22 protein-coding genes are annotated in these 24,356 nt (G+C 61.9%); 15 read left to right on the forward strand and 7 right to left on the reverse strand.

Annotation, left to right across the window (positions count from 1 at the left end; all coding sequences use genetic code 11):
• The first annotated feature begins 6 nt into the window (after positions 1–6).
• Positions 7–717: a cytochrome c-550 PedF gene (pedF, locus tag ACP146_RS11345; RefSeq protein WP_422366867.1), complete on the forward strand. Its 711-nt coding sequence runs from the start codon at positions 7–9 to the stop codon at positions 715–717.
• The gene (locus ACP146_RS11350; RefSeq protein WP_422366868.1) at positions 718–1,617 is read left to right on the forward strand and encodes a substrate-binding periplasmic protein; all 900 of its coding nucleotides are present in this window, start codon (positions 718–720) and stop codon (positions 1,615–1,617) included. It abuts the gene before it with no gap.
• Between the two features lie 12 nt (positions 1,618–1,629).
• Here ACP146_RS11350 and ACP146_RS11355 read toward each other — a convergent pair whose 3' ends face one another.
• Together ACP146_RS11355 and ACP146_RS11360 are read right to left on the reverse strand one after the other, a co-directional pair.
• A complete protein-coding gene (locus tag ACP146_RS11355) occupies positions 1,630–2,556 on the reverse strand; it encodes an FAD:protein FMN transferase (RefSeq protein WP_422366869.1) in 927 nt (308 codons plus the stop codon).
• Positions 2,553–4,634, reverse strand: coding sequence for a 4Fe-4S binding protein (locus ACP146_RS11360; RefSeq protein ID WP_422366870.1), 2,082 nt, complete (start codon positions 4,632–4,634; stop codon positions 2,553–2,555). The genes ACP146_RS11355 and ACP146_RS11360 overlap by 4 nt, the downstream gene beginning before the upstream one ends.
• A gap of 286 nt (positions 4,635–4,920) precedes the next feature.
• Here ACP146_RS11360 and ACP146_RS11365 point away from each other — a divergent pair, with 286 nt between their 5' ends.
• Positions 4,921–5,460 (forward strand): GNAT family N-acetyltransferase, encoded by a 540-nt coding sequence (locus tag ACP146_RS11365; RefSeq protein WP_422366871.1) that lies wholly within the window; start codon positions 4,921–4,923, stop codon positions 5,458–5,460.
• Positions 5,461–5,475: 15 nt separating this feature from the next.
• Here ACP146_RS11365 and ACP146_RS11370 read toward each other — a convergent pair whose 3' ends face one another.
• Entirely contained in the window at positions 5,476–5,955 is a 480-nt protein-coding gene (locus ACP146_RS11370) for a helix-turn-helix domain-containing protein (protein WP_422366872.1), read from the reverse strand.
• A gap of 75 nt (positions 5,956–6,030) precedes the next feature.
• Here ACP146_RS11370 and ACP146_RS11375 point away from each other — a divergent pair, with 75 nt between their 5' ends.
• Both ACP146_RS11375 and ACP146_RS11380 read left to right on the forward strand, forming a co-directional pair.
• A complete protein-coding gene (locus ACP146_RS11375) occupies positions 6,031–6,912 on the forward strand; it encodes a class I SAM-dependent methyltransferase (protein ID WP_422366873.1) in 882 nt (293 codons plus the stop codon).
• Positions 6,905–7,405: a DUF2938 domain-containing protein gene (locus tag ACP146_RS11380; protein WP_422366874.1), complete on the forward strand. Its 501-nt coding sequence runs from the start codon at positions 6,905–6,907 to the stop codon at positions 7,403–7,405. Before ACP146_RS11375 ends, ACP146_RS11380 begins: the two co-directional genes overlap by 8 nt.
• 15 nt (positions 7,406–7,420) lie before the next feature.
• Here ACP146_RS11380 and ACP146_RS11385 read toward each other — a convergent pair whose 3' ends face one another.
• The 3 genes from ACP146_RS11385 to ACP146_RS11395 are packed head-to-tail and all read right to left on the reverse strand — an operon-like array spanning position 7,421 to position 11,244.
• Positions 7,421–8,914 (reverse strand): oligosaccharide flippase family protein, encoded by a 1,494-nt coding sequence (locus tag ACP146_RS11385; RefSeq protein ID WP_422366875.1) that lies wholly within the window; start codon positions 8,912–8,914, stop codon positions 7,421–7,423.
• 11 nt (positions 8,915–8,925) lie between these two features.
• Complete coding sequence (locus ACP146_RS11390) at positions 8,926–9,969, reverse strand: glycosyltransferase family 2 protein (RefSeq protein ID WP_422366876.1); 1,044 nt, start codon at positions 9,967–9,969, stop codon at positions 8,926–8,928.
• Between the two features lie 27 nt (positions 9,970–9,996).
• The gene (locus ACP146_RS11395; protein WP_422366877.1) at positions 9,997–11,244 is read right to left on the reverse strand and encodes a glycosyltransferase; all 1,248 of its coding nucleotides are present in this window, start codon (positions 11,242–11,244) and stop codon (positions 9,997–9,999) included.
• 406 nt (positions 11,245–11,650) lie between these two features.
• Here ACP146_RS11395 and ACP146_RS11400 point away from each other — a divergent pair, with 406 nt between their 5' ends.
• On the forward strand, positions 11,651–12,850 hold the full coding sequence (locus ACP146_RS11400; RefSeq protein ID WP_422366878.1) for a glycosyltransferase family 2 protein: 1,200 nt from the start codon (positions 11,651–11,653) through the stop codon (positions 12,848–12,850).
• A gap of 7 nt (positions 12,851–12,857) precedes the next feature.
• Here ACP146_RS11400 and ACP146_RS11405 read toward each other — a convergent pair whose 3' ends face one another.
• Positions 12,858–13,844, reverse strand: coding sequence for a sugar-binding transcriptional regulator (locus ACP146_RS11405; protein ID WP_422366879.1), 987 nt, complete (start codon positions 13,842–13,844; stop codon positions 12,858–12,860).
• A gap of 234 nt (positions 13,845–14,078) precedes the next feature.
• Between ACP146_RS11405 and ACP146_RS11410 the strand changes: the two genes are divergently transcribed.
• The 9 genes from ACP146_RS11410 to ACP146_RS11450 all read left to right on the forward strand — a co-directional run bounded on the left by ACP146_RS11410 (position 14,079) and on the right by ACP146_RS11450 (position 24,348).
• Complete coding sequence (locus tag ACP146_RS11410; protein WP_422366880.1) at positions 14,079–14,993, forward strand: carbohydrate ABC transporter permease; 915 nt, start codon at positions 14,079–14,081, stop codon at positions 14,991–14,993.
• 3 nt (positions 14,994–14,996) lie between these two features.
• A complete protein-coding gene (locus ACP146_RS11415) occupies positions 14,997–15,872 on the forward strand; it encodes a carbohydrate ABC transporter permease (protein WP_422366881.1) in 876 nt (291 codons plus the stop codon).
• Between the two features lie 87 nt (positions 15,873–15,959).
• Complete coding sequence (locus ACP146_RS11420) at positions 15,960–17,468, forward strand: ABC transporter substrate-binding protein (RefSeq protein ID WP_422366882.1); 1,509 nt, start codon at positions 15,960–15,962, stop codon at positions 17,466–17,468.
• Between the two features lie 84 nt (positions 17,469–17,552).
• On the forward strand, positions 17,553–19,085 hold the full coding sequence (locus ACP146_RS11425) for a xylulokinase (protein ID WP_422366883.1): 1,533 nt from the start codon (positions 17,553–17,555) through the stop codon (positions 19,083–19,085).
• Positions 19,082–20,413 (forward strand): iron-containing alcohol dehydrogenase, encoded by a 1,332-nt coding sequence (locus tag ACP146_RS11430; RefSeq protein WP_422366884.1) that lies wholly within the window; start codon positions 19,082–19,084, stop codon positions 20,411–20,413. The genes ACP146_RS11425 and ACP146_RS11430 overlap by 4 nt, the downstream gene beginning before the upstream one ends.
• A gap of 25 nt (positions 20,414–20,438) precedes the next feature.
• Positions 20,439–21,506 carry an ABC transporter ATP-binding protein gene (locus tag ACP146_RS11435; RefSeq protein ID WP_422366885.1) on the forward strand — a complete coding sequence of 356 codons (1,068 nt, stop codon included), beginning with the start codon at positions 20,439–20,441 and terminating at the stop codon, positions 21,504–21,506.
• Positions 21,506–22,564, forward strand: a complete 1,059-nt coding sequence (locus ACP146_RS11440; RefSeq protein WP_422366886.1) for an NAD(P)H-dependent glycerol-3-phosphate dehydrogenase — start codon at positions 21,506–21,508, stop codon at positions 22,562–22,564. The genes ACP146_RS11435 and ACP146_RS11440 overlap by 1 nt, the downstream gene beginning before the upstream one ends.
• Before the next feature lie 24 nt (positions 22,565–22,588).
• Positions 22,589–23,050: an RpiB/LacA/LacB family sugar-phosphate isomerase gene (locus ACP146_RS11445; RefSeq protein ID WP_422366887.1), complete on the forward strand. Its 462-nt coding sequence runs from the start codon at positions 22,589–22,591 to the stop codon at positions 23,048–23,050.
• Between the two features lie 8 nt (positions 23,051–23,058).
• Complete coding sequence (locus ACP146_RS11450) at positions 23,059–24,348, forward strand: FGGY-family carbohydrate kinase (protein ID WP_422366888.1); 1,290 nt, start codon at positions 23,059–23,061, stop codon at positions 24,346–24,348.
• The last annotated feature ends 8 nt before the right edge of the window (positions 24,349–24,356 follow it).

A 24,356-nucleotide genomic window follows, 5' to 3' on the forward strand; every position in this document is an offset into this window, starting at 1 on the left:
AAAAACATGCTTTCGACGCCTTCCAGGCACTGGTGCCGCGGCATATTTCTCGGGCTCGCGACCCTGGCCACCGCCACGCTGGTCCATGCTCATGGCGACGTGGCCCCTCAGCCGGTAAACACGGAGGCGCTGCCTGACGTCGGTGAGGAATGGCTGACCGAGAACCCCTATCGCGGTGTCGACGAGGCCGTCTGGCAGACAGCCGTCGACATCGGCGCTTCCGGTTATAACCAGAACTGCGCCCGCTGCCATGGCTTGGAAGCGATTTCCGGCGGCCTGGCGCCGGACCTGCGCTTCCTTGAGGCGGAGGAGTACGGCGACGAGTGGTATGTCGAGCGCTTTCGCAGCGGCTATACCCAGAACGGCATCACGAAGATGCCGGCCTTCGGCGATCTGCTCGGACAAAAGGCGGCCTGGGCAATTCGCACTTACCTGGAGACACGGCCGGACGAGGGTGCTCTCGATGACTTCAGTCCACGCCTGAAGGAAATCCGCGATGAACTGCAAGGCTGGGCGGCATCATCCGACCCGGACCCCGATGCTGTCGATGCGGTGCGCGAGGAGCTCTCGACGATCGCCGCTGAGGTTACCACCGGCTCCGGTGCGCCGATTGCCGACAGCGTTGCTTTTCGGGCCGCCCGGTTACTCGACGGGTCGGCGGAAAGCCTCAAGATCGCGGCAGATACACTGACCATCGGCCTGTCCGCCGCGCAGTAAATGCGCAGGACCGCCCTTCAAATCGGTGCCGCGGCGCTGATCTTTCTAACCTCGGCAGCAAGCGCCTACGCACGCTGCGAGAACTACACGCCGGGCCCGAAGCCGCAGAACACAGGCCGTGACATCGTCGGCAAGGATCTTGACCAGATCCTGGACCGTGGTTTCATTGAGTTTGCGGTGTATGAGGAATTCCCGCCCTATTCCTGGGAAGAGGGTGGAAAGGCACGCGGTGTTGATGTCGAACTGGGGCGGATGATCGCCGAGGACCTGGGCGTTGAAGCGCGTTTCAATTTCGTCGCCGCGTCAGAGACCGTCGATGCTGATCTGCGCAACTATGTCTGGAAAGGGCCGCTGATCGGCGGGCGGGTCAGCAATGTGATGCTGCATGTGCCGTACAACTCCGATCTCGCCTGCCGCAATGAACTGGTGGTCCTCAACGGCCAGTACTTCAACGAAAAGATCGCGATCGCCTATCGTCGGGATGCCTACCCGGAAGACCCGCCCGTCCCCGCCTACTTTCGCTTCGACACGGTTGGCGTCGAGAACGACACCATCGCCGACTTCTATCTTTCCAGCTTTGCCCAGGGCCAGATGCAGGCGAACATCCGGCGCTACAGCACGCCGCAGGAGGCCATGGCTGCGCTTGCGGCTGGCGAGGTGAAGGCGGTGATGGGGGCGAAATCGCAACTGGAGTACGGTCTGACGTCGGCGCTCGACCTTCACATGCCGCCTCTGCTGGGTTTCTCAACCAGCGAATGGACTCTGGGGGTGGCGGTGCACCATGCCTACCGTCCTTTGTCATACGCTGTGGATGACGCTATCCGGGCGGTAGTGGAAAACGGGCGCCTGCAACAGGTTTTCCAGGACTACGGCCTTTCATTCACACCGGCCAAGTGGTGAAGACTCCCCGCTTCACGTCATGTCGGTAACGGTGCCGTCGCGGCCAACAAGAACAATCCGCCGCAAGGCCGGCGTTGATTGAAAGACTGACCTTATCGCCGCTGCATCGAGCAGCGTGAAGGCGGTCGAATATCCATCGGCCTCTGCGGCGGTCTTCGCCTCGACGCTTACCGTGGACCAAGGCGCTGTCTGCCGCGGCCGGCGTGGATTTAGAATGTGGCCAGGCCCCTCTTCTCCGAAAAGCAATGCCGAAGGGCTGGAAGTGGCAAGAGCCCCGCGTTCCAGGCGCCGCTTGGCAACCAGACCAAAGGCAGGGTCGGCAACGCCAATCTGCCAGCCGCCGTCTCCGGCCCGGAACTCGCCGATGTTGACCAAGGTTTCGGAAAACCCAAAACCGCGGAGCAGGTTGCTCACCCGGTCCGTCGCAAAACCCTGGGCGATGCCATTGAAGGTCATGGCCATTCCGGGATGGCGAAAAGCGACGGAACGGTCGTCGAAGGTCAGGCCGGACCATCCGATGCGGGAGAGTGCCGCCGCTACCGCCGCCCCGCCCGCGCGATCGGCCAGCGCCCGCCACAACGGCTGAATCGTCGGGTCGAACAGGCCGTCGGTGGCGCTGTGGATCTCGTCGGCCAACCGCAGGAGAGCGACAAAATCGGCCGCCGGTGCGTCGAGCCTGCCGCTGCGGTTCAGGCGCACAAGATCCGACTCTGGGTCATAGAGGCTGAAGAGGCGTTCCAGGTCCCGCAGACTCTGCTTGGCGGCCCGAAGTGCCAAGCCGGCCGCCCGCTTCGGGCCTAACAGGGTTATCTCGGCCTCCGCCCCCAGGGCGAGACCGCGCCAACGTGTGGTCGGTTGAGCGGCTGCCGGCCCGGCCGCCAGTCCCAGTGTCGCGGTAATGGCCAGAAACCGCCGGCGCGAGAAACCCGATCCGGTCATGCCGCGCTCCGCTTACGGCTGGCCAGGACCAGCGGCACGCACTGAGTTTGATCGTCATAGATCTGCACGCAGTCGAGACACTGAAAGCATTCTGTGTAGTCGATCTTCCCGGTCTCGGCGATGGCGCCGTACTTGCAACGCACCTTGCAGAGCTGACAGGGGCTGCCGCATTCCTCACGCCTGGCGATCCAGTCGCGGCCCCGCAGCCAGCCCCCGATGGCCATTACTGCCCCAAGGGGGCAGACATATCGGCAGAAACCTTTGAACAGGAAGAGACCCAGCACCAGCCAAGCCGCAGCATAGGCGACATAGTACCACTCGCGCAGGAAATAGACGGTGATCGCGGTCTTGAAGGGTTCCACCTCAGCGAAGGTGTCGATCATCGAAGGTGCCAAGAAGACTGAGGCCACAAGTCCCGCCAAAAGAACATACTTCACACGCTTTAGGCGCTTGTCCCACTTCGCACTCGGCTCGATCTGACGCAGGCCGAGCCGGATGCCGATGTGGTGAGTGAATTCCTGCAAAGCCCCGAAGGGGCAGAGCCAACCGCAAAACAGGCCGCGGCCCCAAAGCACGAAACTGATGATCACCACTCCCCAGATGACCAGCGAGAAAGGATCGAAAAGCAGGAAGGCGAAGCTGCCGCCGTCGAAGAGCGTACGCAGAACGCCCAGCACGGTGACGATCGAGAGTTGACCTTGCCCCCACCATCCGATGAAGCCGGTGACAAAGGCCAGGATGGCGAGCCGAACGGCGGTGAAGCTTCTCATGCCCGCCAGGGTGTTCATCCTCAGGCCAAGCAGGGCGACCAGCGCCAGCAGGAAAACCGTGACGACCATCAGATCGGCGGCCCTGTTGCGCACCGCTTCCAGCCAGGGCGGTATCCGCTCGATCGCGCCCGGGCGCAGGAAAAAGCGCTCATCGGTGCTGTGGACTGCAGAAAGCGTCACCGTGCTCGTCTGCGGCTGAAACGAGCCGTGCTCGCGGACCGCCAGCACATTCAAGGTCCAATCCCGGGTCGGGTCGAAGCCGAGGCGACGGTCGGTGCGCAGGATCATGGCGACCCCCTCCGGAACGCCGGCCTGGAGTTCGACAAAGAGATCGGCATCACGCAGGGCCACCGGCAGGCCGTCCTGTTCGGCCGACAGCCAGTCCGGACTGGTGTTGCGCACAAAATCTTCCGATACAAGGCCGTGACGGCCGGCATCGATCACAAGAATGGGCTCGTCGTTTTCGGAGATCGTCAGGAATTCCTGCAGCTCGTCGAAAGTGTCTTCGGCGAGAACCGCCCGCGCGATGGCCTTGGGCCCCAAGTCGACAATCCAGAGATCGAGATAGGCTCCCTCCAGGTCTTCCAGGGCCTCCGGGTCGTCGTCTTCCCAGAGTGTGCCTTGGAAAGCCTGCTGAACTTCCGCATTGGTAACCAGGTGCCGTGTCGCCAGGCCTTGCTCGACCAGGTCGGTCCAAACGAGGTCTTCGTCATAGTCGCGGTTGGGATGCGCCGGCGGTCCACCGGCAAGGCCCTGCATCTTCTCGCGCGCGACCGCGAGGGTTGCTGCCAGGATGCTTTCATGTGCGATCCGCACGCTGGCCGTCGCCTTGGTGACGCCATCGAGATAGACCAGGGAAGATGCCCCGTCACCTTTGCCATAAGGCACACCCACCACGAGGGTCGAGGAGATCGAGTGGCCGCGGTACTGCTCAAAAAACTTGTGAAACGGTGCCTGACCGAGCCCCGAGACGAAAATCGGTTCGTTGTGTTCAATCAGACGCACATTCAAGAAGCGCCCTTCCAGATCAAGCATGACCAGCGCATTGATCGGCGCCCCCGAGAATCCGGGGAGAGGCGCAAGCGGTTGGGTCTCAAAGACGTAGCCAGCCGCCGCACCACCGGAATTCAGCAGTGTCCAGACTCCCTCTTCGTTCACCGCTTCGCCCAGAGAAAAAGGCGGCATGATAAGGGCCGCCAGCGCATCCTGCTCCAAGGCCCTGGCGCTCCCGCCCAGGGAAAGCGCCGCCGTCAGAACCGCTAGAGCAAGCCAGCAAAGGCCCAGTTGCCGTCGATAGAACCGTCCCATGCTGCAAGTCTAGGCGTAGCCTGGATCAGCGAATATCCTACGAAGGTCGCAGAACGGCGGCCATCGCCCGGTCAATGAGGAAACACAACTCCGGCCAATGCCCAATGCGGGCTAGACGTGAACCAGCTTGAAGGGTAATGAACAGAAAGCGCCTGTTTTCGGGTGTTTTGGAGTGATCACCCAACTACGGCGAGCGGGCTCAAAAACTGTTCTGTGAGACCGTCTTGAGCCGTTACCGGCACAGCCGGTCTACAGACAAATGACACCAGGACTGAAGCGGAACCTTATGGCAGTCGCCACGAAACTCAGTGCAAGAAGGCTGACTCTGGATCCGCTGACGGCCGACGATCTGGAAGATGTCTTTCAGATTGCCAGAGAACGCGAGAGCATCGAGGACTTTCAGCATGCAGCCGACAGCTCCGAAGAGGTTCGGGCCTGGCTTGCACCAAGCCTGGAAAACCCCCTGAATCTGGTCTGGGTGATAAGAAAAGGCGGCAAAGCGATTGGACTCTTCGATCTTTGTTTCGAAGCGGAGTATTCGGACGTGAAAGACCACGTTTGCCGCGTCGGGTATTTCGTCGATCACCGTGAGCAACGGCAGGGTTTTGCGACCGAGGCTTTGGCCGCCGTGACGGCGTGGGTTTTCGATGAAACCGACACGGTCAGGATCGAAGCCGGTGTCACCCTGCGCAATGAGGCTTCATCGCGAACGCTCGAGAAGGTCGGATTTGTCCGCGAGAAGGTGGTCGAGGCCAATTGGACCTGGCGCGGCGCGGTCTACGACAGCGCCTATTATTACTTGAGCAAAGATCTTTACCGGTCGTAAGGGCAAGAGCCCGATCTAGGTTCCTGCGATCCGTTTCATTTTCTTTCGCTGACTGGACGGCTTTAGCTCCCTTCGCGCCGGCGAAATGACGGTACCCTTGATTGCGCCCGAAGCAGCAGCCTTCAGCAGTCGGCGGAAGGTCGGGCATTCCATATGACTGGGGGCCGGACAGGCAGCCGCGTGGCGCAGACTGTCACGCAGGGCGCCGAGCTTGCGGATCGCCTGATCCAGTTCATCCGCTTTTTCCGTGAGCAGCTGCCGGTCGATCTGCGGCTGCCCGTCTGGCGCGAACATGGCGGCGATCTCCCCCAGCGAGAATCCGGAGGCGCGGCCCAGCGCAATCAATGCCAAGCGTTCCAGCACGTCCGGATCGAACAGGCGGCGCAGGCCGCGCCGGCCGACCGAGGTGATCAGGCCCCTCTCCTCATAATATCTGAGGGTCGAAGCCGGCACTGCGGCGCGCTTCGCCACTTCTGCAATATCAAGCTCTTTCATGCCCTTGACCTCAAGTCGACTTGAAGTGGCAGTCTGCGGTCAGCTCTTCTGAATTGCAAGCTGAAGGAGACTGTCATGGACGACAAGCAAGAGGTCGGTAGCCCGCAAGGCAGATTGTGGAACGGCCCCAAAGGCCAGGTCTGGGTCGAACTACAGAGCCTGCTCGATCAGGTGTTCAAGCCGCTTGAGGATCTGCTTATGGAGGGGGTGCAGGCAGGGATGCCTGACAGACTGCTGGACGTTGGCTGCGGGACCGGCAGCACGACGCTGGCTGCCGCGCAGATACTGGGCAGGCGGCAGCGCTGCATCGGGATCGATATCTCAGAGCCCATGATCGCGGCGGCGCAGTCCCGCGCCCGGCAACAGAACTCAAGCGCAGCCTTCGTCTGTGCGGATGCGCAGCGGCACATCTTTGATCCTGCCGGCTTCGACGCGATTATCTCGCGGATCGGCGTGATGTTCTTTGACGACCCGCCCGGCGCCTTTGCGAACCTGCGGCGGGCCGCCAGGGAAGATGCAACACTGTCCTTTGTCGCCTGGCGTTCTCCGGCGGAGAATCCCTTCATGACGGCGGCGGAGCGGGCGACAGCCGCGCTCTTGCCTGATCTCCCACCCCGTCAGCCTGGCGCGCCGGGGCAGTTTGCCTTCGCGGAAGAGCCCCATATCCGCAACGTCTTGGCGCCGAGCGGTTGGGACCGGGTCGAAGTGCGTTCGGTCGACCTGCCCTGCCGTCTGCCGGAAAAAGATCTGATTCTCTTGATAACGCGGATGGGTCCGCTTGGTGGCTTGCTGCAAGAGGCCGACATCGACGACCGCGCCCGGGTCATCGAGACGGCCCGGGCGGCTTTCGACTCTTACGTCAGGGGAACGGAGGTTCATTTCACATCGGCCTGCTGGCTGGTGACGGCGCGGGCGTCCGCGGGATCGGCCTCTGCGGCGGGTGGCAGCGATGCCTGACATACTGGGTTATCTGCTTTTCAGTGCTTTGGTGGGGGGCATTGCAACGGGGTTCATGGACCTCTGGGCATTTGCCAGGCTCAGGCTGCTGAACAGCCCCTCGCTTGACTACGGTCTGGTGGGTCGTTGGTTGGGATACGTCTTTCGAGGGCGGTTCTTCCACGACCCCATCAACGCTTCGCCTCCGTTGCCGGGTGAGCGCCTGATCGGCTGGACCGCCCACTATCTGATCGGTATCGCCTTCGCCGCGCTCCTCCTTGCGATTTGGGGCACCGATTGGCTTGATGAGCCGACACTTGGCCCCGCGCTGATGGTGGGCCTTGGCAGCGTGGCGGCGCCTTTCTTGGTGATGCAGCCCGGCATGGGCGCCGGTGTCGCCGCCTGCCGCACACCGGAGCCTGGTGTTGCGAGGCGACGCAGTCTGGTCACTCACGCCGTCTTTGGCCTTGGGCTCTACATCGGCGGCTGGATCACGCATTTGCTCGCTTGGTGATGGGTCAGCCTGGCGCTAGGCCGCCAGGACCGCCTTGAATGACCGTGCCGCTGCCTCACGGTCGCCCTGCAGCAACCCGGCCACCGTGGCAAGGGCGCTCCTCCGCGCGGCGGCGTTCCAGAGATACCACGCCAGCAGATAGATGATGACACCTGCGGGTATCAGGATCACAAGCTGTGTCGCCGCCGGCAGTATCCGGTTGAACCATGCCTGCAATGCGATCAGGAGGGCTGCCATTGCCAGCGCCGGCACAGCCGCGTGGAACAGAACAGACAACTGCCGAAGCGGCGGGAAGCCCGTCTGCCTGTGAACATAGAAAGCGGAGATCGGCCACTGAAGCCACTGGCGCAACGCCAGCGCCGCGGCGATACCGAACAGGCCAAACGGAAGGCCGATGAGGCAGGCTGTCACCCCGATGGCGATGGCCATGATATGCATGCGACTGATGTCGCCCAGGGCACCGAAGGCCGTGAGGATCGATGTCGAAAACCCGGTGACAGGCGCGCGCAGTGCCGCCAGGGCAAGAATCTGCATCACCACTGCGGTGGGTTCCCAACCCGCGCCGAGCATGATCGGGAACAGCAGAGGGGCAATGATGACGGCGCCGAGCAAGGCCGGCCAAAAGGTCCAGGTGGAAATGCGGATCACCGATGTGATCAGCTTCTCCAAGGCCTCGGGGTCGGACCGCAGGCGTGACGCAGCCGGGAAGCTGACAGCCGATACCGGTCCCGTCAGCAAGCCGTTCAGTTGTCCGAGAAAACGGCGCGCGACCGCGAAGTATCCCAGGGCTTCAGTGCCGAGGAAATATCCGATGAAGCCGCGCGGCAGTGCCTCGACGGAGAGGTAGCGCAATCCGCTGTTTTCAATGCGTCGAATGCCGAAGCGCGCCAGTTCAGCGAAGCCCTGGCGCGAGAAACGCCGGCCCGGCAGCCAGCCCGCGGCGACGTGACTTAGCACCAGCAGCGTTGTCCGACGGCTCACCTCCATCCAAAACAGGCTCCAGATTCCATAGCCGTTGAGGGCCAGGACAATCCCGACGCAGAGCGCGATTACACGGGCTGCGGCGGCATTCTTGGCGAGCGCAGAAAACCGCAGCGCGCGAACCAGAAGCTGATTGGGAACGCTGGTTGCGGCTGTCAGAACCGGCAGAACCGCCATGGCGGGAAGAATACTCGCAAGTCGCGGCGTTTCAAAAACGCCGGCCGCGAGACCGCCGACCACAAGAAGACAGAGCGCGGTAGCCAGACCGGCCGCTACAATCGCCAGATGGATGGCTGTCTTCTGTCCTTCGCCGAGGTCTTCCTTTTGCACGATTCCGTCGGCGGCATGGCTACCGACGAAGACTTCCATGAAGTTTGCGAAAAGGAGGCCGAGTGCAAAGACGCCATAGGTTTCCGGCCCCAGGATCCGTACAAGGATGACGAGACCGACCAGCCCAAAGACCAATTGAAAGAACTGGCCAAGGGAAGCCCAGAGAGTCTGGCCGATCAGCTTTCGGGCCCGGGCCATTTCTCAGCCTGTCAGTTCCGGGGCGCGGCAGTGGTCAGGCCGTTTGATTGCCGACGGGCGAGCCGTGCGCTCCAGAGATCGATCAACCGCGTCAGCAGATCGACGCCGATTTTCTGCGCGGTGTAGCTGTGCCGGATAAGGGGCATCTGGCGCAGCACCGGTTTGGCGATGCCCTCTGCATGACGCCAATGCAACATGCCCCGGCGCTTTTCAAAATAGGGGTCGGTGTAAAGCGACCACTTTCTCTGGAAATGATCCAGGCTTTCCTGTTGCCAGACCGGTGACCAGCGCAGAGCGAAATAGGGCCAATCCTCCCGCGTCAGCGGCCTGTCCCGGCTGGGGAAAAGATAGGTGACGACCGATGTCGGTTCGAACATCACGCGCCCTCCCCCCGTCCAGACCGTCATGCAGAAGTCGATGTGCTCTTTTGTGGCAAGGAGGTTTTCGTCGAGCGCCCCGAAGCGCGCAAAGGCGTCCCGGCGGACCAGCGCGCAATGGAACTCACAGCACTGCGTTTCGCCGCATTGGAGGCTGACATCGGCGACCTTCCGGCCCTGGAGGAGATGGACGTCGGTGATCCGCCGCTGATCGGGGGTACTCGCCAGAAAAGTCTGGAGGTTCTCGGCAAACTCGCCGCCGGCCTGATGAATCTCGTCGTGAAGAGGCAGGCGTTGACAGGTCAAGGGCGCTACGACATCTGCGCGGGTTTCATCGGCGCAGGCGATCAGGGCCTGCAGCCAACCCGGCGACACGATCACGTCATTGTCGACAAAGACCACGTAGTTGGTTTTCGCCTGGCGTTGACCCAGGTTCCGGGCCTGATTGGGGATCAGATAGTCTTCGTAGCGCCGGTAACGGAAGTGATTCTCCGCGCAGATTATCTCGACTTCGGCAGCGATGCTTTTTGGGCTGGCGCCATCTATGTAGATCAGCTCATAGGGCTCTTCAGTATGCTCCACGATGCTTCGCAATGACTCCACGGCGACACCGAAGCGTTCTCGTGGCGTCACCACGATGGTGGCTTTTGCACCTGGTGGTTGCTGGATGGATGACATCTCGGCGTTACTCCGCACTCTATGAGCTCAAACGGGTGGTGCCGCTGGGACGGCGGTATCCGGTCTTTGTCTCTCACCCGCGGCAAGCGCCTGGGCATAAACCGCGAGCAGTCTGTCCGTGACGACTTCGATGCCGTAGCTCTTTTCGACGCGCCGACGGGCGCGCTGAGTCAGCGCCGGCCACGCCACCTCGGCGGCCAGCAGGCGTTGTAGCGCGGCGGCGAGGTCGACGGGATTATCCTCACGGGCGAGAACGCCGGTGACCCCCTCTTCCACGAGCTCGGGGATTCCACCATGCCTGGTCGCGCAGGTCGGGACACCGATGGCCATGGCTTCCTTGATCGTATTGACGGGCGCGTCCGTGCCGCCGGTGGCACTGGTCATGGACGCGGCGATAAAGATGTGACTCTTTTCAAGCAGTGCCCGGATGTCACTGTGCGGCCTGGCGCCGAGGAAGCGCACCCGATCCTCCAGACCGTATTCTCGCACCTGGGACTCCAGTTCTTCCCGTTGTTCGCCCTCGCCCACGATATCGAGGCGCAGGTTCCGGCCTTCCGCAACGAGGTGGTGAAGGGCTTCGATCACCCTGTGGATGCCTTTTCGGGGTGTCAGGCGTCCAACGGTCAGGCAGCGCACCTGGCCGCCGCCCACCGTAAGCGGTAGACGATAAGGAAAGCCCTGAAGATCAATGCCGGAGCCGACGACATCAATCTTGTCCGCAGGACAACCAAGGCCAATGGCGCGCTCCTTGAAGAACGCACAATTGGCGACGAAACGGTCTGCCCTTGTCCAGAGATAGTCGTAAACCGTCGGCCCGAACGACTGAACCACTTCGGAGATATCGTAACCGCGAAAGTGAACCACGAGGCGGCCCTTCAGCAGGCCGGCATCGCGGTGTTTGAGAACGTACTCGGCAAGGGTCGCGAACTGGCAATGCAGAATGTCGTAACTACCGCGCCTTGCGAAGACCTGTGCCTGATAGAGTGCCGTCAAGTCCGACCACCCGCGGCGGTATGTCAAAGGCTTCCAAAGCGGCAATGAGGCAACGCCGCGTTGTTTGGCAAGCGCCGCTGCGGCCGCCGGCATCGCCTTTACTCTGTCACCGAGACTCTCTGGCCACGTGGCATTCTGAAACCGCTTCTGCAGGCGGGCTTGCACATTGGCGTCCGAGGAGAATCCCGTGGGCGTCACGTTCGACAACCCGAAGACATCGACGTCGTGGCCGCGCTCGATCAGCGATGCAGCGGAAAGGGCGATGAAAGGTTCCGAAAGCATCGGAAAAGCATTCGTGAAAAAAGCCACTTGCAAAGGCGCTTGGCTCCACTGCTTGAGTGCCTATGACTGAGCATCCGCTGGTTCTCATCCAGCGGCAGTTCAAGATATCACCCAGCCAATTCGACACCACCGCTCATCGCGGGCGACACATAGAGGTCACAACCTGAGGGACAGCGATTGGGTAGGAAGCGGTAGGTCTTTGCGAAGGTGATGGGGTTCCTTGTCGGGGAGTGTTTTGCTGCCATACCCCGGTGTGTGTTCTGCCCCTCCGCTTGGAGCAATGACCGCTGTCGACGTCTGCAAAATGTGCTTTCGAAGGAACCATAAGAGAAACCGCATGGAGACTCTTTTCTCAAGGCCAGCGCTTTCGTATCGGCATCGATGGCCACCGGGATTTGAATGACGCATGGAACGATCTAGCCGCGATCTTTCCACCACAGCAATCGTACCGACGTTCAACAGAGCCCCTCTTGTTGCTGAGTGCCTAAAGGCAATCCTCGGCCAGTCGCTGCCGCCGGCGCAGATTATCGTCGTCGACGACGGCTCTGAGGATCATACGGCGGAAACACTGCGTCGCTTTGAGAGCCGCATAGAAGTAATCAAAATGCCTAACCGAGGAAAATCGGCGGGCGTCAATCTCGCCCTTTCCAGGGCCAGCCATCCGCTGATCTGGATTGTCGACGATGACGATATCGTCCTGCCCGAGGCCCTGGCTATTTTGACGGGGCTGATCCGGTCCGAACCCGATGCCGGCTTCGCCTATGGTCGCTACCACCGATTTGCTGTGGATGAGGAAAGCCGTGATCGGCGCATTTTCGACACAGGCTATTGGCGGCGATGTTCGCCCGGGGATTTCCTAACCGCGACCCTCGAAGACATGTTCGTGCACCAACCCGGGATGTTGGTCTGGCGGGACTGCTACGACCGGGCCGGCCCCTACGACGAAAGCCTGCCGCGATCACAGGATTACGACATGCTTATCCGGCTCGCGAGGATCACAAGGCCGGTCTCGACCGAGGCCGCTGTCTTCCTTCAGCGGCAGCACGAAGGGGACCGCGGTCCGGCATCGCAGCGGTTCGGCGCCGATGAGCGGATGAGCCGTTGGATGGAAGCGGACAGAACGATCCTGCAGCGTTGTTATGCGGAGTTGGAGCTCTCCGAGTATCTGCCTGATGGGCATTGTAAAAATCCACAGCATCAACGGCAGGCGCTCCTGCAGCGCGGCACCATCATGGCCCGTAAGAAGCTCTGGAATCTTGCGCTGCAGGACTTCGAGGCTGCTTCGGATCTTGGCGGTGCAATGCTTTCCGAAGCGGAAGACCGCATTCTCAAGCGCGCTGTCCTCTCAAAATATGGCTGTGATGAATTGTTCCAGGATCAGCGGATTTCCCAAAGCATCATCGGCCTTGGCAAGCGTTCCGAAACCGGCCGCCAGATCGCCCGGGCCCTGTCGCGCGGCCTGATGCGGCGGACAAAGGAACAATTGAGGGCGGCGCGGCCGCTGAAGGCTGGGCGCTATGCGGGTTTGACACTTTCCTGGATGCTGGGAAGTCCGCGAACGATCCGCTCGACGACCTCTCCAAACCATGGCTCGGGCGTGCCCTGAAGGCGCCTCACCCCTCGCCCAGCAGAGCCCGGGCGGTATCGGAGTCGGTCACCAGATCGGTGAAATAGCCACGTTCGATCAGGGCGCGCAGGACCGGGACCTTGGTGGGGCCACCGGAAATCATGACCCGGCGCGGGATCTTGATGAAATCGCTGGGCGGAAAACCGAGAACCCGTCGATTGATCGGATGGTCGAGAATCTCGGCCTGGGCATCGAGATAGTAGCCGAGGAAGTTGCCGATGGCGCCGGCCTTCGAAACCTCTTCGAATTCGGCTTCGTTGACGAAACCCATAAGGCGGATGGTGCTGGAATCCAGGCCGCCGACGCTGGCGAGGCCGAGATCGGCGGACTGGGTTTTCAGGAAAACCTCACGCATCATCGGCTGCTGCAGAATGGTGTTCCGGCTTTCCTCGCTGTCGCAGACGATGGGCCCCGGCAGATAGTAGCACTCGGCGTGAAGCCGGGCCGCCAGGTCCGTGGTCGCCTCGTAGGCATCGACGGAGGAGCGCCGGGTCAATGAGCCGAGCATGGAGACGACGGCGGCATCCTGCAGCGGCTTCTCCTCGGTGGCCTGCGCCAGCGCTTTCAGCGTAATGCCCCAGGCGATCCCGATGGTCATGCCGTCTTCGTAGAGCGGCGAGACCGACCCAGCCGCCGCCCGCCCCAGAACCTCGGCCAGCTGCGACTCGTCGGCGGCATCGCCAATCACGACTTCGACGAGATTCAGACCAAAGGTTTCCGCCAGGCGTTGCTCCAGGGAAACGTTCTCAGCCAGCTTGGAGTGGATCGTGACCCGCACGATGCCGCGGCGGCGGGCCTCGGCCAGCAGCCGGTTGACGCGGACTCTGTTGATTCCCAGCGTCTCGGCGATTTCCTGCTGCGTGCGGCCCAGCATGTAGTAATGCCAGCAGATGCGAACCGCCAACTGTTCGGGCCAGCTCTCCCGCTGTGGGTCGTCGCCAAGTTTCAGGATGTCGGGGGTCGCCCGGGCCATGGGTCGTGCCTTGTGAATTCTCAGCTTGTGAGCATTAGCATGAACAAATGATATTGCACGAAAAAAAATGTTATGCGACCTTAAGAGCATAAGAACGAACAGGCTGGCCGCGAGACTAAAACCACAGTTATTCGCGGGACTCCGGCCGCTGGGGAGGATCGTGGTGCTTTCAGGGCTGCGGCCGTTTGACCGGCCGGCGTCTTCGATGATGAGACTTCAGGCGGCGACCGCCGGATGATGACCTCTGCGCTGAAACGCCTGCGTTTCACGATGACGCGCCTGCGTTTCATAGTCTCCGACCATCCGCTGCCCTGGCTGCTGCCGCTGATCGTCATCCTGGTCGTCTTCGCGCTCTATCCGTTTTTCTACAACATCTATTTGTCGTTTCACGAGTTTGCGCCGCGCAAACGGGCCTTGGTCCCCGTGGGTTTCGACAACTGGCAGCAGCTCTTCGCCGATCCGCGGATGTGGAGCGCCTTTTACGTCACGCTGTTCTACACCGGCGTCTGCCTGACGATCCAATTGGTGCTCGGCATGGCGATTGCCCTGCTGATCGATTCAGACGACCGCGGCTTCGGGTTCTTGCGCGCGGTGATGACGCTGACCCTGGTCATTCCTCCGGCGATCACCGGGATGATGTTTCTGCTGATGCAGGATTCGCAGTTCGGACTGATCAGTTGGACCTTGCAGTCTCTCGGTTTGCTCAGTCCAGCGACGCCGATCCTGGCGACCCCGTCACTGGCGATCTGGGGTGTAATCCTGGCCGATGTCTGGCAGTGGACACCTTTCATGGTGCTGATCTTCATTGCCGGGCTGCGGTCCCTGCCCCGCGATCCTTTTGAATCGGCCATGATCGACGGCGCGTCCGCGTGGCAGATCTTTTATCGCATCACCCTGCCGATGATGAGCAAGGTCATCGCTATTGCGGTGCTGATCCGCGGCATCGACCTGTTTCGCATGTTCGACTACGTCTACGTCATGACCTCGGGCGGGCCCGGCACCGCGACCTATACCCTCAGCCTCTATGCCTGGGAGCAGACCTTCAGCTTTCTGAAATGGGGCTATGGCGCCACTCTCAGCCTGCTGGCCCTCTTCGTCATTCTGATCGCGGCGAACATCTTCGTCGTCGTCTTCAAGGTCAGGTGGTAGGTCATGGTACTGACCCCGGCCCAACGTCTTCTCAGAGCGATTGCCGCTTGGGCGGTGGTTCTGCTCTTCGCCTTTCCGATCTACTACTGGATTACGGTTTCACTGAAGCTGGGGCGCGACATCTTCGCCATTCCGCCCAAGATCTTCAATTTCGAGGCTTCCGCGAAGTCTTATGAAGAGGTTTTCGGGATCTCATTGGGTTTCGAGCAAGGTATCGCCGTCCTGCCCGGCGGTGGCGACTTTTACATGGCGCCGAGCCTGATGGACTCGATCATCATCGCCGTCTGTTCGACAGCGCTTGCAGTCGTGATCGCAACCCTCGCCGCCTATGCTCTCTCGCGCATGCGTTTTCGCGGGCAACATCATTTCGTTTTCTGGATCCTTTCGACCCGGATGATGCCGCCGGTCGCCGTCGCCATTCCGATGTTCTTCATCTACAAGGACTTCGGTCTGCTCAATACCTATAGCGGCGTGGTCCTGGTGCACGCGCTGATGAACATGCCTTTGGCAGTGCTGCTGCTGAAGAGTTTCTTCGACGACATCCCGAAGGAGATTGATGAAGCCGCCCTAATCGACGGCGCTTCGCGCTTCCTGGTGTTTCGCAAGCTGGTGCTGCCCATGGCCATGGGCGGAATCGCGGCCACGGCGGTGCTCTGTTTCATCTTCTCCTGGACCGAGTTTCTCTTTGCTTTGACCCTGACACAGACGGGGTTGAAGACCGTACCGGTCGTCTCCTCGACCTTTGTCACTTCGACCGGGACCGCCTGGGGCAACATGGCTGCCCTCGGCACGGCGGCAATGCTGCCCGCCTTCGTTTTCATTCTGCTCGTGCAAAAGAACTTGGTGCGCGGCTTAACCCTTGGATCGGTGAAACAGTGAAGCAGAAAGCAGTACTTACGAGAACAGTATCGACGCCTGCAAAACAGAACGCGGTCCGTTCGGACCGGCAATAAGGGAGGAAATGCGATGAGAGATTCTGATCGAAAGTTGTATCTTGCCTCTGTCACGGACCGCTATGTCCGCGGCGAACTGTCCCGACGTAACTTCCTGCGCGACGCGAGTAAGCTAGGCCTTGGCGCCGGGGCCCTCGGCCTCACTGCCAGCATACCCTTCGGCGCCCGCGGAGGCCTCTTCAACACCGCAGCGGCGGCTGAGATCGTGCCGGATGCCGACATGATGGCCTGGCTGAAGGACGTCGCGAAACCCTTTGCCGGACAAACCATCCGGCTGGCGACGGAGTCCACCCCGCCGTCAAACGCGATCAATCAGCACTTGAAGCCGTTCTTCGAGGAAGCCACGGGGATCAACGTCGAGATCGAGGTTCTGCCCCTGGAGCAGGTGTTGCAGAAGCTGACACTGGACGTCGCCTCGGGCCTTGGTACCTATGATCTCTACTACCTCGACCAGAGCTGGATGGCGAGCTTCTCCGGTGACGTGATCGACCCGCGTGAGAAGTATGCTGCCAACAGCGCCCTGGCGATGCCGAACTACAACTTCGATGACTTCCTGGTGCCTTTGGTCGATGGTATCTCGATGTACGAGGACACCATGGTCGGCGTGCCCTATGACATCCCGATCTTCATCTACATGTACCGCAAGGATGTTTATGACGAGTTGGGCCTGAAGGTCGCAACGACCATGGACGAGTTCCTGGCCAATGCCCAGGCGATCCAGAAGGCCAAAGGCCCTGACATCTACGGCACCACCGGCCAAATGAAGTCGGGGCACTACAGTCTCGAATGCGACTGGACGGCGTGGCTCTGGGGACATGGCGGGTCCATCTTCGGGCCGGACAGCAAGTTCAGCGGCAATGATGATGCCGGCCTTGAGGCCATGGAGTACTGGGTGAAGCTGAAGGAGAACATGCCACCGGGCGTGACCTCCTGGACCTGGGACGGCCAGGGTCAGTCGGTCGGCCAGGGTATTGCCGGGCAGGTTCTGAGCTGGGGTGAGTTCTTCCCCTCCTGGGACAATCCGGAGTCATCCCGGGTGTCCGGGCTCATGGAAGCAGCGGTGCCGCCGGCGCCGAATGCGCTTCGCACGGTGGAGCAAACCGGCTTCGGCGAAATCCCCGGCGTTGGCCATCAGGGCGGCTCCTCCCTGGCGGTGTCGAAGTACTCGAAGAGTGAGGACGCCGCCTGGCTCTTCGCCCAGTGGGCCACTTCGGCGGACACCCAGGTCTTCATCACGACGCTTGGCGGCGGCACCGGCCCGACCCGCACCAGCGTCTACGATGATGCCCGGGTGAAAGCCAATGCCAAGCCGGGTATCCCGGGCACCACCCGGCATCTGGACGTGGTGCGCGACACCATCGACAACCACATGGGCTCTGAACCGGATCTGCCGGAATGGGCGGAGCTTGCCAATGACACTATCCCTGTTGAACTTGGCCGTTTCTTTGCCGGCGAATACGACAGTCCGAAGGCGGCAATGGATTCCATTGCCGACAAGGTCGACAAGATCGTAGCGGGCTAAGGCAGGGTGCGGCGGTGGGCTGCGGGGTTCCGCAGTCCACCTCCCTTTTTTTGCGGTTTAGCTAGGTAACTTATTTACAAGCTCATGGACTCTTCGCGCGATCTTGTTGTCGGGATCGATTCCTCGACCCAAAGCACGAAGGCCATCGCCTGGACCCGCGATGGCCGGGCCGAGGCGGAGGGCCGCGCGCCTTTAGATCTGTCCAATCCAAAGCTCTACCATTTCGAACAGGACCCCGAGAGCTGGTGGACCGCCTGTGTCGCCGCCTTGAAGGAATTGCTTTCGAAAGTCTCCCCGGATCGGATCGCCGGGATCGCGATCTCCAACCAGCGGGAAACCGTTGCCTTTCTCGATGAACATGGGCAGCCGCTGCGTCCGGGCATTCTCTGGCTCGATGAACGCGCGCGCCAGGAGGTCGAGGACCTCAGCGCCAAGTTGGGCGCCGAGACCATTCACCGGATTACCGGGCGGTATCCCGATATCACGCCCTGCGTCTACAGTTATCTCTGGATCAAGCGGCATGAGCCGGAGGTTTTTGCCAAGACCGCCTGCTTCGCCGACGTGCAAGCCTTCTTGGTGAATCGGCTCTGCGGCGCGTTCAAAACCGGTTGGATTTCCGCCGATCCCATGGGCCTCTTCGACCTGCAGGCCAAGCAGTGGTCGCCGGAGATCCTCGCGGCCCTCGGGCTCGAAGCATCGCAGATGCCTGCGGCGCATCCGCCGGGCACGCATCTCGGCGATATCAGCGATCAAGCCGCGACTGAAACCGGATTGCGGGCGGGCACGCCCCTCTTCGCCGCCGGCGGTGACGGACAATTGGCCGGGTTGGGCACCAACTGCACCAGCCCCGGGCGGGCTTACATCAACTTGGGGACCGCGGTGGTCTCCGGTGTTTGGTCACCGACCTATGCCTACGACAAGGCTTGGCGCACAGAGATCGCCGCCCAGGGCGACGGCTATATCCTCGAAAACTGTCTGCGGTCGGGCGCCTTTCTGATCAATTGGTTCGTTGACAGCTTTACGGCCGGCGGCCGCGAGGACCCGTCGATTTTTGCAAAGCTCGAGGAAGCGGCGGCGGCAATCCCCCGCGGCTGCGACGGCCTGATGGCCCTGCCCTATTGGTCGGGGGTGATGGACCCGCATTGGGACACGGCGGCCCGCGGTTGCCTGATCGGCTTCGGCGGTGGCCATGGCCAAGCCCATGTCTACCGCGCCCTGATCGAGGGCATGACCCTGGATCAGGTGATGCGCAGTGAACTGATGGAGCAAAACGCGGGCCTGGAAATCACCGAGTTCCTGGCCATCGGCGGCGGAGCGGCCAGTCCGCTCTGGCGGCAAATGCTGGCGGATGCTTCCGGGAAGGCGGTGCTGATCTCCGACACGGTCGAGGCCTCGGCCCTAGGTGCCGGCATGATCGCTGCCTTCGGGGCCGGATGGTATGCCTCCATCGTCGAGGCGGCCGGGGCGATGGCCGGGGCCACCAAGGTGATCGAACCAGACGAGGAAAGTGGAAAGGAATACCGGGAATTGCTTGAAATCTATACCGGACTTTATGGCGCAACGGCAGAGACCAATCGGAAACTCGTCGCCTTTGCTTCGCGGGGCGCTGAAGCATGACCGCTGCTGCTTCTCAACACGGAAAGTCCTATGGCGGCGTCATCGACGAACTGGTCGCCGGGGAATGGATCGATCCGCAAACCAAGGCGCCGGTCCAACTGCCGATCGAGAATATCGTCATCGAGGCCTCGCTGGACGGTGAGGAAGCGGACCTTATTGCGCCTCTGCATCGCGGCAAATCCCTGTTGGTGGTCTGTGATGAGATCACCCGCGATGTTTTGGGGGAGCGACTCTTCCGCGCCCTCAAGCCGCTTGGGCAGGTGGAGGAGTTCATCTGGAAGAAACCGCGCTGCAGCGATGAGGGCGTCGCCGAGCTCATGGCCGAAACCCGCGGGCATGAGGCGTTGATCGCCGTGGGTTCCGGCACCGTCAGCGACAGCGTCAAGTATGCGACCTTTCAGGACGGCCGAGAATACTCGGTGTTTCCCACCTCGCCGATGAACGCTTACACCACACCGACGGCCTCGGTCTCTTCCGCCGGCATGAAAAAATCCATCACCTGCCATTCGGCCAAGGGCGTTTTCTTCGATCTGGAAATCCTTGCCGGTTGCCCAAAGCGTTTGATCCGGGCCGCTTTCGCCGATGTGGTTTGCCGTACCACGGCACAGGTCGACTGGCTGATGTCCCACCTGCTTTTCGATACCGTTTACACACCCACGCCCTACACTCTTCTGGCCTATGACGAAGAGGGCCTCTTGGACCACGCCGGGCAACTGACCTCAGGCAGCATTGACTCCTTGGCCATGTTGACCCGTATCTCAACGATTATGGGCCTGGGGACGATCTTCACCGGCACCACCCATTCCGGCAGCATGGCCGAGCACATGATCTCCCACTGCATCGATATGTTTGCGGGCGCCGATCATCCGGGCACTTCCCACGGGGAGCAGGTCGGCGTTACCACCCTCACCCTCTCTGCGCTGCAGAACCAGATCCTGGGTGCTGCGTCGCCGCCGGAGATCAGACCCACCGAGATTCCGGAGACGCGGCTGAAGCAGCGCTACGGGTCCGACATGGCGGCCTTGATGGTCGAGCAGACTGGGAAGAAGGCCGTTGACGGCGCGGCGGCGGAGCGTCTTAACCGGCGGCTTGCCGACGATTGGGATGGCTTCGCCGCGCCGCTGCGCGAAGCGATGCTGCCGTTGGCGCGCCTGGAGGGACCCATGGCGGCTGCCGGCTGTCAGTTGAATGCGGCCGACTTGGGCCTGGATCCGGAGTTCTACCGGCAGATCATCAGTGACGGCCGCTTCACCCGCGACCGCTTCACCGCCCTCGACCTGGCTGACGACAGCGGCCTGCTTTCACCTTTCGTCTCGGCCCACTGCTGAAGAACAAGAACAACGGAACACGCATATGGCTTCGGTCGAATACGAAAAAGTCGGAAAGAGCTTCGGCGCGGTAAAGGTGATGGAGGATATCTCCTTCACCATCAGCGACCAGAAGTTCGTCGTGCTGCTGGGACCCTCCGGCTGCGGCAAAACCACTTTGCTGCGCATGACCGCTGGCCTGGAGACCATCTCCGACGGCGAAATCCGCATCGGCGGCAAGCTGATGAACAAGGTTCATCCCCGCGATCGCGACATCGCCATGGTGTTTCAGAACTATGCGCTCTATCCGACCCTGAAGGTCTTCGACAACATCGCCTTCAGTCTGCAGGTGCGTGGCCAGTCCAAGGATGAGATCAAGAAGCAGGTCGACTGGGCGGCGGACCTTTTGAACCTGACACCTTATCTCGGCCGCTATCCCAAGGAACTGTCCGGCGGGCAGCGCCAGCGTGTCGCCATGGGACGAGCCTTGGTACGCCATCCCCAGGTCTTTCTCTTCGACGAACCTCTTTCGAACCTCGACGCAAAGCTGCGCGGCCAGATGCGCTATGAGATCCGGCGTCTTCACAACCGCCTGCAGACGACGACCATCTATGTCACCCATGATCAGATCGAGGCCATGACCATGGCCGATGAAATCGTCGTCATGCGCGACGGCGAGATCGAGCAGATCGGCACGCCGGAAGAGATCTACGACCGCCCGGCCAACTGCTTCGTCGCCGATTTCATCGGCTCCCCCTCCATCAATTTCCTTCAGGGGGACATCCAGAACGTGGCCGGCACGCCGGCGTTTCATAGCGGCAGCATGGTCTTGCCGCTGCCGACAGAGACCGTCATACGGACGGGCCAAAAGGTCACCTGCGGCCTTCGTCCGGTCGACATTGCCGTTGGGCAGGAGGGCCCGGTAAAGGCCGAAGTCATTCTGGTAGAGAGTACCGGCGCCGAGTCCCACCTGCTCCTGGCGATTGACGGGCAGGAGATCCGGGCGGTGGCTCAAGGCCGTTTTCGCGCCAAGCCGGGGGATACCTGTGCACTCAGCATCGATCCGGCAACCCTCCATCTCTTTGACGCAAGCAGCGAGCAGCGGATCAACTGATGGCCAGACTCCTCATCCTGGGCGCCGGCGTGATGGGCAGCGCCATTGCCGTTCCCGCCGCCGACAACGGCCACGAAGTTGCCTTGGTGGGTACCCACCTGGACGCAGATATCATTGCTGCCTTAAAGGCGGACCGCGGTGGGCATCCCAGATTGAAAGCGCCAATACCGGAGACGATCAAGCCCCTGGAAATCGAGGCGCTTACCTCTGCCGAGTTCCAGTCCGCCGACCTGGTGATCATCGGCGTCTCCAGTCCGGGGATTGACTGGGCAATCGACAAGCTGCTTAGCCATATGCCCGAACCGCGGCCTATCGCATTGGTGACCAAGGGCTTGCAGCCATGGCACGGCGGTCTGCGCTCCTTCGCCGAAAGCGTTGCGGCGGCGCTGGCCGAGCGAGGCGTCACCCAGCAGATGGTCATGGGCATCGGCGGCCCCTGTATCGCCAAAGAACTGGCGGACCGGCAACCCACCGCCGTTGTCTTCGCCGGTCAGGACCAAGCCGTCCTGCGCCGCATCAGGGAGATGATGCAGACCGACTACTACCGCGTTGCGCTGAGCGACGATCTGGACGGTGTGGAGATCTGTGCGGCCTTGAAGAATTTCCTGGCGATTGCCGTCAGCGCCATGTGGACGCGGTATAAGGAGATCAATCCGCAACCGAACAAGCCCAAGGCGATGAACCCCGGCGCCGCGGCCTTCAGCCAGGCGGTGCGGGAAATGGCGGGCCTGGCGCGATGGTTCGGCGGCCGTCCGGACACCGCCTACGGATTGGCCGGGCTCGGCGATCTCAACGTCACCGTTGGCGGCGGGCGCAACAGCCGGCTCGGTTTCCTGCTTGGTGAGGACATGGCGCTGAAGGCGGCTCTTGAAGGGCCGTTGGCCGGTGAGACGGTCGAGGGCGCGGACACCTGTCTTGCCCTGGCAAGCCCCGTCGAGAAAGCCTTCTTCGCCGGCCAACTGGACCCGCAGGACTATCCCATTACCCGGGCGTTGATCGCCACCATACGGGACGGGAAACCGCTGTCCATCGACTTTCCGGCAATCGATTTCGCCTGAGCAATCATTTGAAAGGCCAAGATCATGACGAGCGAAGAGAGCCCAAAGATATCCGTCGGCCTGGGTTGCGACCACCTGGGTCTGGCCATGAAGAACGATCTGAAGGACCATCTTACGGCGCAGGGCTTCGCGGTTACCGATATCGGTGTCGATGACGAGGCACCGGTCGACTACCCGGACATCGGTGCTGAACTCGCGCGCCGTCTCGCTGACGGCGCCTTCGAGCGCGGCATTCTGGTCTGCGGCACGGGGGCCGGCATGGCGATTGCCGCCAACAAGGTGCCGGGCGTGCGCGCGGTCTGTGTCATGGACCCCTACACCGCCGAACGGGCGATCGCGTCGAACAATGCGCAGGTGATCACCTTCGGCGCCCAGATCATCGGCCCTTCCGTGGCGCGCATGCTGACCGACATCTATCTCAGCAACGACTTTCAGGGTGGCCGCTCGGCGCCGAAGGTGGCAAAACTGGAAGCGCTCGACCGCTAGGATCTGTCTTGCTCCCGCCCCCCTGCTATATCGGTATCGACCTCGGCACCTCCGGTGTGCGGGCGGTGATGACCCGTGGCGAGGATGAAATCGTTGCGCAGGTGCAAGCGCCTCTTCCTGCGCCTGAAGGAAAGGACGGCGAGCGGCGGCAGGATGCGGCCCTTTGGTGGGAAGCGGTTGACCGTGTTCTCTTGGCGCTTGGGCAACAGGCAGCCCTTGAGACGGTGATCGGCCTCTGCGTTGACGGTACCTCCGGTACGATTCTGCTCTGCGACTCAGGTTTCCGGGTTCTGGCGCCTGCCCGCATGTACAATGATCGCTCCGCCGTTGCCGCAGGCCGTCGGATCGATGCCGTTGCGCCTGAAGACAGTATGGCCCGCGGCACTGGTGGCTCCCTCGCCCGCTTAATGGCTCTGCTTGAGGAGGTCGGGCATGCCAACCCCGCTTTCGCTCTTCATCAAGCAGACTGGATCGCGGCACGGCTTACCGGCCATTTCGGTAGCAGTGATCACAACAACTGCCTGAAGCTCGGCTACGAGGTGGGCGCCGAGCGCTGGCCGGATTGGATGAGCGCGTTCGATTTCGATCTATCCCTTCTGCCCGAGGTAGCCGCACCCGGCAAACCGCTCGCGCCGCTGCTTCCGGAGATGGCGCAGCGCTACGGGCTGCCGCCGGATTGTCAGGTGCTGCATGGAACCACCGACGGCAATGCGGCTTTCCTCGCCGCCGGTGCCTTCGAGCCAGGTAACGCTGTCACCTCCCTCGGCACGACCCTCACTCTGAAGCTTGTCTCCGAGAATCCGGTTTTTGCGCCGGGTTACGGTGTTTACAGTCACAAGCTGCTCGGCCATTGGCTGGCCGGTGGGGCCAGCAACAGTGGTGGCGCAGCCATCGCCAGCCACTTCTCTTTGGCTGACCTAGAGCGCCTGACACCCAGCCTGAGGCCGGAGACACCGACCGGCCTGGACTATTACCCCCTGCCCGCGCCGGGCGAGCGTTTTCCGGTCGCCGATCCTGAACTGACACCGAAGGTCTCGCCACGGCCGGACGATGATGCCGCCTTTCTGCAGGGGCTCTTGGAAGGCATTGCCCATATTGAGCGGGACGCCTATGCGCGTCTGGCGGCGCTCGGCGCCACGCCGGTGCGCCAGGTGACGACAGTCGGCGGCGGCGCCGCAAACGATGCCTGGACCAGAATCCGCGAGCGGGTGCTCGGCGTGCCAGTTACGAGAGCGGCCAATCCCGAGGCAGCCTTCGGCACGGCACGTCTGGCGCGCCTCGGCCTGGAAAGAGGCTGAGCCGGGAG

The organism is Pelagibius sp., assembly GCF_965249265.1.
In the GTDB taxonomy this organism is placed as follows: Bacteria; Pseudomonadota; Alphaproteobacteria; order Kiloniellales; family Kiloniellaceae; genus Pelagibius.